General features: G+C 56.7%; 13 protein-coding genes. 5 read left to right on the plus strand and 8 right to left on the minus strand.

What is annotated here, in order from left to right:
• From ABFB09_RS06730 to ABFB09_RS06740, 3 genes are all read left to right on the plus strand, one after another.
• The coding region (locus ABFB09_RS06730; RefSeq protein ID WP_347000737.1) for a flavodoxin domain-containing protein at positions 1 to 845 on the plus strand (845 nt) is incomplete at its 5' end.
• Between the two features lie 76 nt (positions 846 to 921).
• On the plus strand, positions 922 to 1,461 hold the full coding sequence (locus ABFB09_RS06735; protein ID WP_347000738.1) for a hydrolase: 540 nt from the start codon (positions 922 to 924) through the stop codon (positions 1,459 to 1,461).
• Between the two features lie 421 nt (positions 1,462 to 1,882).
• Entirely contained in the window at positions 1,883 to 2,032 is a 150-nt protein-coding gene (locus tag ABFB09_RS06740; RefSeq protein WP_347000739.1) for a hypothetical protein, read from the plus strand.
• A 4-nt stretch (positions 2,033 to 2,036) separates the two neighbouring features.
• Here ABFB09_RS06740 and ABFB09_RS06745 read toward each other — a convergent pair whose 3' ends face one another.
• Complete coding sequence (locus ABFB09_RS06745; RefSeq protein WP_347000740.1) at positions 2,037 to 3,377, minus strand: glutamine synthetase family protein; 1,341 nt, start codon at positions 3,375 to 3,377, stop codon at positions 2,037 to 2,039.
• A 143-nt stretch (positions 3,378 to 3,520) separates the two neighbouring features.
• Between ABFB09_RS06745 and ABFB09_RS06750 the strand changes: the two genes are divergently transcribed.
• Both ABFB09_RS06750 and ABFB09_RS06755 read left to right on the plus strand, forming a co-directional pair.
• The gene (locus tag ABFB09_RS06750; protein ID WP_347000816.1) at positions 3,521 to 4,747 is read left to right on the plus strand and encodes an ammonium transporter; all 1,227 of its coding nucleotides are present in this window, start codon (positions 3,521 to 3,523) and stop codon (positions 4,745 to 4,747) included.
• Entirely contained in the window at positions 4,748 to 5,086 is a 339-nt protein-coding gene (locus ABFB09_RS06755; protein WP_347000741.1) for a P-II family nitrogen regulator, read from the plus strand.
• Between the two features lie 112 nt (positions 5,087 to 5,198).
• On the opposite strand, the gene ABFB09_RS06760 is transcribed toward ABFB09_RS06755, so the two are convergent.
• The 7 genes from ABFB09_RS06760 to hisF form a co-directional block, all read right to left on the minus strand.
• A complete protein-coding gene (locus tag ABFB09_RS06760) occupies positions 5,199 to 7,262 on the minus strand; it encodes a bifunctional mannosyl-3-phosphoglycerate synthase/mannosyl-3 phosphoglycerate phosphatase (RefSeq protein ID WP_347000742.1) in 2,064 nt (687 codons plus the stop codon).
• Positions 7,263 to 7,472: 210 nt separating this feature from the next.
• Positions 7,473 to 7,811: a P-II family nitrogen regulator gene (locus ABFB09_RS06765; RefSeq protein WP_347000743.1), complete on the minus strand. Its 339-nt coding sequence runs from the start codon at positions 7,809 to 7,811 to the stop codon at positions 7,473 to 7,475.
• Positions 7,812 to 9,017: an ammonium transporter gene (locus tag ABFB09_RS06770; RefSeq protein WP_347000744.1), complete on the minus strand. Its 1,206-nt coding sequence runs from the start codon at positions 9,015 to 9,017 to the stop codon at positions 7,812 to 7,814. It lies immediately after the preceding gene.
• A gap of 463 nt (positions 9,018 to 9,480) precedes the next feature.
• Positions 9,481 to 10,143, minus strand: a complete 663-nt coding sequence (locus ABFB09_RS06775) for a response regulator transcription factor (RefSeq protein ID WP_347000745.1) — start codon at positions 10,141 to 10,143, stop codon at positions 9,481 to 9,483.
• A gap of 133 nt (positions 10,144 to 10,276) precedes the next feature.
• The gene (locus tag ABFB09_RS06780; protein ID WP_347000746.1) at positions 10,277 to 11,041 is read right to left on the minus strand and encodes a hypothetical protein; all 765 of its coding nucleotides are present in this window, start codon (positions 11,039 to 11,041) and stop codon (positions 10,277 to 10,279) included.
• Between the two features lies 1 nt (position 11,042).
• Positions 11,043 to 12,548 carry a glutamate synthase-related protein gene (locus ABFB09_RS06785; RefSeq protein WP_347000747.1) on the minus strand — a complete coding sequence of 502 codons (1,506 nt, stop codon included), beginning with the start codon at positions 12,546 to 12,548 and terminating at the stop codon, positions 11,043 to 11,045.
• 10 nt (positions 12,549 to 12,558) lie between these two features.
• Positions 12,559 to 13,317 (minus strand): imidazole glycerol phosphate synthase subunit HisF, encoded by a 759-nt coding sequence (gene hisF, locus ABFB09_RS06790; protein ID WP_347000748.1) that lies wholly within the window; start codon positions 13,315 to 13,317, stop codon positions 12,559 to 12,561.

Raw genomic sequence — 13,317 nt, forward strand, 5'->3', positions numbered from 1 at the left:
AATTCCAAAAGTGTCATCCTGTCTTTGGCCATTGTCGTGGTTACCTCCTGAAAGTCTTTGTTGTTATTTGCTTTCAAGAAACCACACAATGGCCTGCTTTTTCAACTCCAGGAATTTACACCACGTACGGGGATTCTACTGATGCCTTCGGTCAGCATTATGCCACTTCGGGGCGTTTCAACGATGAGGCCAACCCGTCGATACTTGATTGGGAATCGGTCAAGTACTACGCCAATATTCTCAACCCTTTTGGAGTCATGGTCGGGCGCAAGATCGACGAACTGCTGGCGCTGGATCTGCCGGTCAAGATGATCGCCCCCAGCCACGGCGTCATCTGGCGCAAGGATCCGATGCAGATCGTCAACCGATACCGAGAATGGGCTGAACAAAAGCCTCAGAATATGGCGGTGATCGTTTACGATACGATGTGGCAAGCCACCCGTCAGATGGCAGAGGCTGTCGGCGAGGGGCTTGGGGCAGCCGGTGTCCCGTACAAGATTTATAACGCGTCCACCGCCGACCGAAACAATGTCATCACCGAAATTTTTCTTTCCAAAGCGGTAATTCTAGGCTCGCCGACGTTCAACCAGGGCATATTGCCCACACTGGCGCCGATGCTGACCGAATTGAAAGGACTGAAGTTCAAAAACAAGATCGGGGCGGCTTTCAGCAGTTACGGCTGGAGCGGTGAAGGTCTCGGCATCCTGGAGGAAACCCTCAATGCCGCCGGGATACCGGTCGCGGCGTTAGGTGTCCAAATTAAATGGCAGCCCGGATCTGAAGACCTGGAGGCATGCCGCGATCTGGGCCGGGCAGTGGCGAAGGCGTGTTTGTCAGGTGAATAGAGAATCTAGATTGTGTTGTAATGTGGACGAAAAACGGGTATAAAGTAACAACCGACTAACGCCTGACGAGTACCAGATGCTGAAAATCGACGAAACCCTGCTCCTGATCATCGACGTCCAGGAAAAGCTGTTCCGCGTGATACCGGAAAAAGAGACGCTGTCCGGGAATTTGCAAAAACTCATACGGGGTTGCGGGCTGTTGAGCGTCCCCGCCATAATTACCGAACAGAACCCGGCTGGCCTGGGCCCCACCATCGCAGAAGTCACGACACTGTTGCCCGATTCGACTAAGCTATCAAAATTCTGTTTCAATTGCTGCGCCGAGGTAACTTTCATGGAAGAATTGGCAGCGACAGGACGACACCAGGTACTAGTCTGCGGCATCGAAAGCCACATCTGTGTTTATCAAACGACACTCGATCTGTTGGCTCATGGCTATGAAGTCCACCTGGTAACCGACTGCGTCGCGTCGCGGGCTATGGACAATAAAAAACTGGCTGTAAAAAGGCTTCAATGCGAGGGGGCCAAGCTCACTGGAGTGGAGATGGCGATCTTCGAGTTGCTGCGAACCGCCAAAGCGGAACAGTTCAGAGCCGTCAGTACGTTGATCAAATAGAGTTGACGAGGACAGCGGCCGAATCGTGCCGCGAAAAGACTGTTTACTAAAGCTAATCGGCCCCTTGGAATCTGCCGGGAGTGTGGGTGCGATCCGGAACCGAGTTATCCAATTCTTTTTCGGCCGTGAACGGTGAATAACCCACTCCCATCGCGTGTCCATCCTCGGAGATAACCAATCCGGTGCCGCAACGGGCGCATGCCTGATGCCGGGGAAAACTCAATCCCCAACCGGAGCATTCATAACCGCATTTCGGGCACTCTCCCTCAAGCATACCCTTATGATACCACCAAACATCTCCAATGCATAGAGATTATTCTTAATGCTTCAGATATATTGTCGGTCATAGAACTGGATTGAACAATACGTATTCCTATGTGTTTTTCATAAGACGAGGTGCAAAACCAACGACAACTTATAATTGAAAAAGAACATCTCCCTGGACGAAACGGACGAGCCCGCCCCCAGGTTAATCGCGCTCCATAGCGCCAACCCGGATTCAACGGTCTGGTTCCTGCCCCTGGAGAAAGAGAGGCGCCGCAGGGCGCCTCTCTTTTCGACCATCGATTAATGGACTACAGGATCGGCAGGTAACGCTCGCGCTCCCAGTCGGTGACATGGACACGATAGCGGTTCCATTCGATCTTCTTGTTTTCGATGAAGGCGTTGAAAACGTGCTCGCCGAGCGTTGCACGCACCAGGCCACTCTGTTCCATTAAACGGATCGCTTCTTCCAGTGTGCCGGGCAGTGTCTCAATGCCGCGCGCGTGCCGTTCTTTCTCGCTCATCTCGTAGACGTTCTCTTCCACCGGCGCCGGTGCCTGGTATTTCTTTTCGATACCCTCCATACCGGCTGCCAGCATTACGGCAAAGGCAAGGTAAGGGTTGCAGGCCGGATCGGGAGACCGCAATTCGATCCGGGTCGCATTTTCCTTGCCGGGGCGGTATTCGGGCACCCTGACCAGGTCGGAACGGTTACGGCGGGCCCAAGACAGGTACACCGGAGCTTCATATCCCGGCACCAGGCGTTTATAGGAATTGACCCACTGATTGGTCACGGCGCAGAATTCCGGCGCATGCTTCAGGATACCGGCGATGTAACTGCGCGCTGTGTCCGACAGATGATAAGGATCGGCGGGGTCGAAAAAGGAGTTACGTTCGCCCTTAAACAGGGACTGATGACAGTGCATACCTGATCCGTTGTAGCCAAATACCGGTTTGGGCATGAAGGTGGCGTAGATGCCGTTCTTCAAAGCGATTTCTTTCACCACCAGGCGGTAGGTCATGACGTTATCGGCCATAGTCAGAGCGTCCCGATAGCGGATGTCGATCTCGTGCTGCGATGGCGCTACTTCATGGTGGGAATACTCGACGTCGATCCCCATTTCCTCCAGCGTCAGCACCGTTTCCCGTCGCCAGTCGGATGCCACATCGCGCGGCGTCAGGTCGAAATAGCCGCCGTGGTCCTGGAATTCGGTGGTCTTGTCGTCCTTAAAGTAGAAATATTCCAGTTCCGGCCCGACGTAATATGTGTAACCGGAATCGGCGGCGCGTTTCAACATCCGCTTTAGAACGTAGCGGGGATCGCCTTCGAACTGCTCCCCACCCGGCTTCTTGATATCGCAAAACATCCTGGCGACTTTCTGATCGTCCTTTGTTCTCCAGGGCAGGACCATGAAAGTATCAGGGTCCGGAAGCGCCATCATGTCGCTTTCGTCTATGCGGGCATAACCTTCGATGGAAGAGCCGTCGAACCCCATACCTTCCATGAGAGCATTTTCCAATTCCCCGATAGTGATGGCAAAGCTTTTAAGTTGTCCGAGAATATCGGTAAACCAGAGCCGGATGAATTTGACCTTATTATCCTTGGCTGACTTGAGAACGTACTCAACAGATTCAGAACGGGTTTTTGCCATCTGTGCGCCTCCTAAGATATTTCGATGCGATTATATCATGGAATTCCCCTGCTTATAGAAGTTTTAAATCTTATCCGTAATCTTTTGGAAACACATCTGAGATAAAATTGCCCTGCAGATTGTTTCAGAGAGGTAACACGATGGTGAACGCCGGCGATACCGGTTGGATACTGGTCTCCACCGCACTGGTGATGCTCATGACTCCGGGAGTCGCCCTTTTCTATGGCGGGATGGTTCGAAAAAAGAGTGTCATCTCCACCCTGATGATGAACTTTGCCATGCTCGGTGTCGTGGGTCTGCTTTGGGTTTTCTATGCCTATTCGCTTTCCTTCGGTCCTGACATCGGCGGACTTATCGGTGATCTGAAATACGCTTTCCTGAATAGTGTCACCGGTGATCCGTCTGGTACTTACGCCACCACCGTACCCCACTTGGCCTTCATGATGTTCCAGGGTATGTTTGCCATCATCACCGTGGCGCTCATCACCGGTGCTGTGGTGGAACGAATCAAATTCGGTGCCCTCATGATCTTCGCCGTGGCCTGGTTGACCCTGATTTACACCCCGGTAGCCCATTGGGTTTGGGGCGCTGACGGCTGGCTGCTAAAGTTCGGCGCTCTTGATTTTGCCGGAGGCATCGTCGTCCATATTAACGCAGGTCTTTCCGCCCTTGCCCTCGTTCTGGTCCTCGGCGCCCGGCGCGGCTTCAAACATGAACCGATGGAACCATCCAGTATCCCCATGGTGATGATCGGCGCGGCGCTGCTGTGGTTCGGCTGGTTCGGGTTCAATGCCGGCAGCGCCCTCAGTTCAGGGTCGCTGGCTTCTTCCGCCTTTGTAGCCACCAACTCCGCCGGCGCGGCAGCCGCCACCACCTGGATGCTGCTCGCCTGGAACCAGCGCCGCCCGACGCTCCTGGGTATCGCCACAGGCGCCGTTGCCGGCCTGGCCGCCGTAACTCCGGGAGCCGGTTTCATCCCTCCCATTTACGGCGTCGTTATCGGCGCGGTAGTCGCCGTTGTATGCTACTACGCCATGATCGCCAAGATGAAATTAGGTATCGATGATTCGCTGGATGTGATGGCGGTTCACGGTGTGGGCGGTATCCTCGGAGTACTGGCCGTCGGTATCTTCGCCTCGACCACCATCAACGCCGCCGGCGCCAATGGCCTGTTATTCGGCGGTGGCTTCACCCTCCTGGGTAAACAATTAGTCGGCACGCTGGCCGTCGGCGCTTTCGCCTTCGGAGGTACCTGGGTCATCGCCAAGGTCATCGATGCCACTATCGGTCTAAGGGTCAAAGAAATGGAAGAAGTGGTCGGCCTCGACCTGTCCCAGCATGGGGAACGCGCTTACGGAGGTATCAGATAAATGAAAAAAATAGAAGCGGTTATCCGCGAAGAACGGCTCGATGCCGTAAAAAAAGCCCTCGAAACACACGGTGTTCACGGCATGACGGTGACCGAGGTGTCAGGCCGTGGCCAGCAAAAAGGCATCTCCCTGCAATGGCGGGTCGGGGAATACCGGGTTGATTTCCTGCCGAAACTCAAGCTGGAGATCGTCTGCCACGACGATGACTGCGATGTGGTTGTGGAATCTATTATGAAAGCGGCCAAGACAGGGCGCATCGGTGACGGCAAAGTTTTTGTGATGCCGGTCGAAGCGGCTTATCGCATCCGTACCGGCGAGACCGGTGAAAGCGTCGTTTAATTCCAGTTCGACAAACGCATCGAGCTCTGTGCTCAGAAAACACTCCGATGAAAAAAGCCCCTCTTCAACGAGAGGGGCTTTTTTTGACTATCGATCGTACCGGATCGATTCGCTATGCCACCAGTTCAGTCATGCAGCGGCTCCAGCCTTCGGGGCCGATGCCGCGCACGAAAACCAATTGGGGAACTTTTAACTTGGTCCACCTTTGCGACTGGTTTTGAACCTGCATCGGCTGGTCTACCGCGGTCAACATCGGGGTGTCGTTTTCGGAATCACCGATGCCAAAAGTCATCACCGCGCCGAAATTAAGCTTATAAAGTTCGGTCAGGAGCTTGACCGCTTTGCCTTTATCGTTACCGCCGGAAACGGTATAGAAACGTCCGCCGAAAGCGTGATTCAAACCGGCTTTCTTCAGTTCCACAAGGAACAGCTCCACTGCCTGCTTGCCTCCCTGGACTTTCATCGTCTCTGAATATTCACGCTGCTTGGCCAATTCTGCCGCCTTGAGATTCAGTCCGGTCTCCATGGCTACTTCTTCCACGCTCATATCACCGAAACAACTCACGGTCAGGCTGCCGAGCCAGGCGTTCTTAAGCAATTTGGCTCGCACTTCGTCCAACACCTGTCCCAGCTTGTGCTTGACTTCCTGATAGGATATTCCCAGCTCCAAAGCGGTGTAGTCGCCCACCACCTTATCATAGGAATGCGGCCTGTGGAAATATCCCTTAGGAATAAACACCGCGGCCCCATTTTCCGTGATAAACGGATCTCCGACCCCCAGCTCTTGCCGAAGCATTTCCTGTTCACCGCGGGTCTTGGACGAACAAAAAACCAGTGGAATCTCTTTACTTTGAACCTGCCGCAACGTAGCCAGCGCTGGAGTATAAGAATAAGTCCCTGGATGTAACAGCGTTCCATCCAGATCGGTGAAAACCACCTTCTTGACCTGTTCACCGATGCCCCGACCCCCCGCCACCGGCAACGGTAACCCCTCCGGCACGAAGAACCGGTGCAGATCGGCACTCAAAGAGCCGGAAAAACGGGCCATGTCGGCTTTCTGGGGCGGCGGCATAAGTCTCACCGGCGGCGGTTCCTGCCCAGGCTCCAGGCATCCAGCTTCTACCAGCTCAGTCAGTATGAGTTCCCTGGTTTTTTCCTGGCATAGCGGACTGTGGTAGATGACGGACAGGCTGGGTTGCATCATCTCAAGCACCACATGTTCGTCGCCCTTGTCGGCGTGGAGATGAGGGTTGACCGTTTCCGTCTGAAAGACTTCTACGCCTTTTTCGGAGGCATCTTTATTGGTGATGGGTAGCATCCCGGTGAATTGCTCCAGGATGGAGATAAGTTCCTCTGTCTCCACGGCATAGCCGGTACCGTAATTGAGACGTTCAGCCAGTGCCAGGCTCATGGCGTGTTCACCGGCGTTTCCGGTCTTCAGGATATCGGTCTCGAACTTGCCCATCGCTGATACAAGGTTGTTGAGATGCTTGTTAGTGATTTCAGAGACACGGCCCCATTTCTTGAAATACAGTTCGCCCATGATCTTGGGCTTGTAACGCCACTGAATGCGGGTCATCACGTAAGGCGTCTTGGCCAGGCTGAAAGCCGCCGCATAGTGTTTAACATACTCCAGCGCCGCACCGGGAATATAATTATCGGTGTCGATGAAGCCCACATACTCTTTACTGAGGAGTTTGGACAGCAGGATGCCCAGTATCATACCCTCGCTCTTGCCGTTCCTGATCAATCCGTCTTCCCCCAAGATTTCAGGGTAACCGGCTTCGGAGAGAGCGCGGGCCATGGCGGGATCTTTCTGGTGCACGATGAGCGCCTGCCGTTTGGTAGTCTGGCAGAAGCGGCTGAGAATATCCTGTTCAACTCGAAAGGTGTCTATCTCACCGCGCTGGCTGTTGGATAAGACGATGATGAAACACTCGTGCGGCATGGCTGAAAGAACGCCTTCGAATACCTTGACGTCCTCGTTCATTATCGGCAGGACGATGACCATCTTCTTTTCGATCTCGTCGATGGCTTCGCGTTCGATCTTCTGAACTTCGGCGTTTTCGTTGATCTGAGGGTTTTTAGCGCCGGAGTCCAATTCCAGCACTCGCCGTACACCATATATCGACACCGAACCTAAATGTTCTGTCTGTCGAGTTCGTTCCAGACGCATTTGACCTCCTTTTTCGCTGATGAAATCTTTTGTGGTCAGGGTTTGGTGGAATTGAAGCGACCGCAAAAAGATTGATCAGTGAGCGGTGCAGCAGAAGCCTCTTATTATAACATTGGCCATTAAATTGGTAAATATACATTTTCCTTTCCCACCAAAAAGAGGCGCCGGAGCTTTCGCCCCGGCGCCTCTTCAAATCTGTCGAACTCCGGACTAGACTACGGTTTCGCCAGTCTCACCGGTACGGATACGGTAGGCCGCATCCACCGGCATCACGAAGATCTTGCCGTCGCCGATCCTTCCTGTTTTGGCCGCTTTCAGTATCGCTTCCACTGCCACATCGCAATCGTCGTCGTGGCAGATGATTTCCACTTTCAGCTTGGGCAGGAAGTCCACCCGGTACTCACCGACCCGCCACTGGAGGGGGATACCCTTCTGCTGACCGCGGCCCGATACTTCGGTGACCGTCATGCCTATCAGGCCTTTTTCTTCCAGGGCTTTCTTGACGGCGTCCAGCCGTTCCTCACGGATGATAGCTTCAATCTTTTTCATCTACCTGATACCTCCGTAAGCGCGTTCACCGTGTTGCGCCAGGTCCAGACCGACCACTTCCTCGGTTTCTTTGACCCGCAGGCCCATGGTTTTGTCGAGGATCTTACCGATGATCCAGGTGCCGATGAAGGAGTAGGCCATAACCGCGACCACCGCGATCGCCTGGGTGCCGAGTTGTCCCAGGTTGCCGGCCAGGGCACCGTCCACGCCGCCGATAGCGGCGGTGGCGAAGATACCGGTGGCCAGGGCGCCCCAGATACCGCCGACACCGTGCACCGACATGACGTCGAGCGAATCATCGAAACCTTTTTTAGCTTTGTAGCTCATCGCCCAGTAGCAGACCGCCGCGGCCACGCCGCCGATTGCCAGGGCGGCCATCGGGGTCACGAAACCGGCCGCCGGGGTAATGGCTACCAAGCCGGCCACCGCGCCGGTGACCGCACCGAGCAGTGTTGGCTTGCGGGTTCTCCAGGAGAGCAGGATCCAGACGAAGGCCGCCGCCGCCGCCGCGGTGTTGGTGGTGACAAAAGCGTTAGCCGCGCTACCGTTGGCGCCCAGGGCGCTTCCGGCATTGAAGCCGAACCAGCCGAACCACAGCAGTGCCGCGCCCAGCATGACCATGGGAATGTTGTTGGGTTCCATCGGCTCTTTGCCCAGCCCCTTACGGGCGCCGAGGATGGTGACCAGGGCCACCGCTGAGATACCGGCGTTGATATGAACCACCGTGCCGCCGGCAAAGTCCAGCGCGCCCAGTTGGCTCAGCCACCCGCCGCCCCACACCCAGTGCGCCACCGGGGCGTAGATGAGGGCCAGCCAGATGCCGCCGAACACCAGTAAAGTACTGAATTTGATGCGTTCCACCACCGCGCCGGTAATGAGCGCCACGGTGATGATGGCGAACATGCCCTGGAACATCATGAAGAGGACGTCGGGAACGGAGTAGATGGTAGCTTCCATGCCCACGTCCTTAAGTCCCAAGAAATCCAGTCCGCCGATGAAGCTGGCGATGTCCGGGCCGAAGGCCAGGGTGTAACCGAACACCACCCATAGAATAGAAACCAGCGCCAGTACGGCAAAGCTCATCATCAGGGTAGAGATGAGGTTCTTTTTGCGTACCATGCCGCCGTAGAACAAGGCAACCCCGGGTGTCATCAGCATCACCAGGGCCGTCGAGACGAGAATCCAGGCCGTATTACCTGTATCCAAGTTGGCACCTCCCTTTCTTTATTGCTGATACCAGTCTAACAGTTGGTTATTACCCGCCGATTACACCGGTATTACAGAGAGGTTGCCTGCTTGTTTCCGTTATGTTACATGGTTGATGACGTCGGTACCCCGGCCCCGTTTTGGCTGGCCCACGATTGCATGGCTGCTATATTTCCTGCAGATTACACGTTCCCGACGATTGCCAGGCTTTTTTCAGCGTCTTCAATCCTCTGAATCTTCCCCACCGCCCCGCATGGATCCTCCGCTTTCGCGTAGGATGACAAAGGCTAGTGAGAGTCATGCGTGCGGCATGCGGTTTAAATGGGAATCGAGATCGTTTCGCCGGAGGCTCACGATGACGGTTTTGTTGTGGGTTTTGAACCTTTTGTAATTTGGTACTTGGAATTTGTTTAGGATTTAGAACTTAGGATTTAGAATTTGGGACGGCAGCGATGGGTGGGGACTAGATGTTTCTCTTAAACCGGTACCCGATATTGCGCACCGTCTCCACATAAACCTGGCCGAGTTCCTCGATCTTGGAGCGCAGCCGCCGGACGTGAACGTCCACCGTGCGGTCGCCGCCGAAGTAATCGTAGCCCCAGACCTTATTGAGCAGGACCTCCCGGCTGAACACCCGGCCGCGGTTGGAAGCCAGGAACTTCAGCAGTTCGAACTCCCGGAAAGTCAGATCCACCGGCAGTCCGCCCAGCGTCACTTCACAGCGGGCGGTATCGATGATGAGGTCGCCGGCGGTGATGACATCTGCGGCCGGCGCGGCGTTGGCCTTGACCGCCAGGCGGCGGATGCGGGTTAAGAGTTCGTCAACGTCGAAGGGCTTGATGGCGAAGTCGTCCACCGTTTCGTCGGTGGTCAGCTCGCTCAGGCGGTGGCGGAACACCATGAGCATCAGGTGAGGCTTTTTCTCCAGTGCGGCGGGCATAATCTCCGCCCACTCCCCGTCGGTGGCCACGTCCAGCACCACCAGGCTGGGGTTATGCTGAGCGATAAAGCGCCCGGGGTTATCACCGGGGGGAGACAGGACGCAGTTATAGCCTTCCCGGGAGAGGCGGGTTTTCATCTCCCGGGTCTTTTCGTTCTCTTCAGCCAGTATCAGGATGTTAAACAAAATTCGAAATCCGAATACCGCAGGCCGAAAATAATTCTAATCAACTGAAGCCTGACGGTCAAGCGTTCCGGTATTTTTGAACATTATCAATTTGAATTTGTTTCGAATTTCGTATTTCGCGCTTCGTATTTTCCTAGTACGCGTACATCCGCCCGTAAGGACGCAGGAACTTGGGATAAAGCTTTTTGAACGGCCGTTGCATGATCTTTTCGGCGTCGCAGTTGAAGTGGGCGCAGTATTCGGCCACCAGGCCGCCCAGCACCTCCCGGTCATGGCCGTCGAGTTCAGCCACGCCGACTTCCTTGCCCAGCTGGTGCGGCTCAAAGTCACCGCTGATGTATATGACGCCGGCGTGGATGCCGGTGCCGATGAAGTTGGCTTTATGCTTCTCGCCTTCCTTGAGGCCCAGGCCCAGAACCGCCAGGACGCCTCCGGCCATGTACTCGCCCAGGAAATCCTGCCCGGTATTGCCGATAACCATCACCGGCTTCTTGTCCTCGTATTCCTTCATGTGAATGCCGGCGCGGTAGCCGACATAGTCCCGGATGAAGATCTTGCCGCCGCGGGCGGCCATGCCGCAGATGTCCCCGGCGTGGCCGTGGATGATGATCTCGCCGGCGTTCATGGTGTTGGCCATACAGTCCTGGGCGTTACCGAAGACCTCGATGCGGGAACCGTTCATGAAGGCGCCCAGGTCGTTGCCCGGGGTGCCGGTGATCTTGAACTGCATGGGGCGGGAAAGGTCGGAGGCGATATAACGCTGGCCGCAGACGTTCTCCAGCTCGATGCACTCCACGCCCTCGTCGGCCAGCAGCCGCAGCCGGGCATTCAGGTCACGGTAGTAGATGCCGGTGGTATCGATTTTCACCGTCTTGGGGGTTGCCGTTATCTCAGTCATGCTACTCACCTGCCATCCTTACGCCCAGTATCTCAAGTTCTTTTTCATTGAGGCCGATGCCCCGGAGGTGCAGCCGGTTGCCGCGCAGGCTTTCCAGCGCGTTGACGCCCAAGCCGCCCAGCATATCCTTGATCTCCAGCGCCCAGCCCCGGAGCAGGTTGGCCGCCCGCCGTGCCCCGATCTCCGGATTGATGCGCTTGGTCAGCTTCAGGTCCGAGGTGCAGATACCCCAGGCGCATTTGCCGGTATGGCACTGCTGGCAGACGCGGCAGCCCAAAGCGACCAGCGCCGCGGTGCCGATGTTGACGGCGTCGGCCCCCAGGGCGATGGCCTTGGCCACGTCGCCGGAGGAGCGGATGCCGCCGGAAATGACCAGCGACGCCTGGTTGCGGATGCCCTCGGCGCGAAGCCGGGTGTCCACCGCCGCCAGGGCCAGCTCGATGGGAATGCCCACATTATCCCGGATGACCTTCGGCGCGGCGCCGGTGGCGCCCCGTATGCCGTCCAGGACGATGATATCAGCGCCGGCGCGCACCATGCCGGAGGCGATGGCCGCCGAGTTATGCACCGCGGCGATCTTGACCGATATCGGCCGCTGGTAATTGGTGGCCTCTTTCAAGGCGTAGATAAGCTGTGACAGGTCTTCGATGGAGTAGATGTCGTGCTGCGGCGCCGGCGACAGGGCGTCGGTGCCCATGGGGATCATGCGGGTCAGCGACACTTCCGCCGACACCTTCTCACCCGGCAGGTGGCCGCCGATGCCCGGCTTGGCGCCCTGGCCGATCTTGATCTCCACGATCCGCCCGGCTTTCAGGTAATCCGAGTAAACGCCGAAGCGGCCGCTGGCCACCTGGACGGTGGTATTGGCGCCATATTTGGCCAGGGACGGGTGCAGACCGCCCTCGCCGGTATTCCACAGGGTGCCGACCTCGGTAGCCGCCCGCGCCAGTGACTGCTGGACGTTCAGGGAAACGGCGCCGTAGCTCATGGCGGAGAACATTATGGGCACGTCTATCTTGACCTGGGGGGCGATCTTGGTGGCCAGGTTGCCGGTGACCGGGTCGATCTCCACCATATCCGGCTTCCGGCCCAGGAAGGTGGCCATTTCCATCGGTTCGCGCAGCGGGTCGATGGACGGGTTGGTCACCTGAGAGGCGTTCAGCACCAGGTGGTCCCAATAGATCTTGTGGGGTTTGTCGGTGCCCATGCCGGTCAGCAGCATGCCGCCCTGCTCCGCCTGCTTCTGGATGTCCTCGATGTATTCCGGGCTCCAGCCGTAGTTCTGGCGGTATTCCAGCGGGCTGCGCTTGACCACCAGGGCGCCGGTGGGGCAGAAGAGGACGCAGCGGTGACAGCCGACGCACTTGCCGTCCCGGCATTTGATCGCGTCGTCGTCCTTGTCGTAGTAATGGCTGTCGAAACTGCACTGGTTGACGCAGACCTGGCACTTGATGCACTTGTCCATGTCGCGTTCGACAACAAATTTAGCGGGTACTAAAGTTCTCATGGCTGGCTCCTTAGCGCCTGATGGCAATGCCTTTGCGGCTGAGATAATCCTTGGCTTGTGCTATGGAATAGGTCCCGTAATGAAAGATGCTGGCGGCCAGCACGGCGTCGGCCTTGCCTGCGGTCAGCGCGTCATAAAGGTGGTCCAGGGTGCCGGCGCCGCCGGAGGCGATGAGCGGTATGGAAACCGATTCCGATATCGCCCGATTGAGTTCGTTATCGTAACCGTGTTTCTGCCCGTCGCTGTCGATGCTGGTGACTAAAAGCTCTCCCGCCCCCATCTCCGCCGCCTTTTTAGCCCATTCCACGGCGTCGAGGCTGGAAGCCTGGGTGGCCGAATGGGTGCGCACGACCCACTTGCCCTCGCCGGCGCGCTTGGCGTCTATGGCCACCACGATGCACTGGGAGCCGAACTTAATGGCGCCTTCGGCGATGAGCTCCGGCCGGGCCACCGCCGCGGTGTTGATGGCCACCTTATCGGCGCCGGACATGAGCATGTGACGCATGTCCTCGATGGTGCGGATACCGCCGCCGACGGTCAGCGGCATGAAAACCTTGCCGGACAGTTCGGAGATGATGGAAGCCATGGTCTTGCGGCTCTCGACTGTCGCCGTTATGTCAAGAAAGGTCAGTTCGTCGGCGCCCTGCTCATAGTAAAATTGCGCCAGCGCCACGGGATCCCCGGCGTCGCGGAGGTTAAGGAAGCTCTGTCCCTTGACCACCCGGCCGCCGGTAACATCCAGGCACGGTATGATGCGCCGCGTCAGCAT

The organism is Dehalogenimonas sp. THU2, assembly GCF_039749495.1.
In the GTDB taxonomy this organism is placed as follows: Bacteria; Chloroflexota; Dehalococcoidia; order Dehalococcoidales; family Dehalococcoidaceae; genus Dehalogenimonas.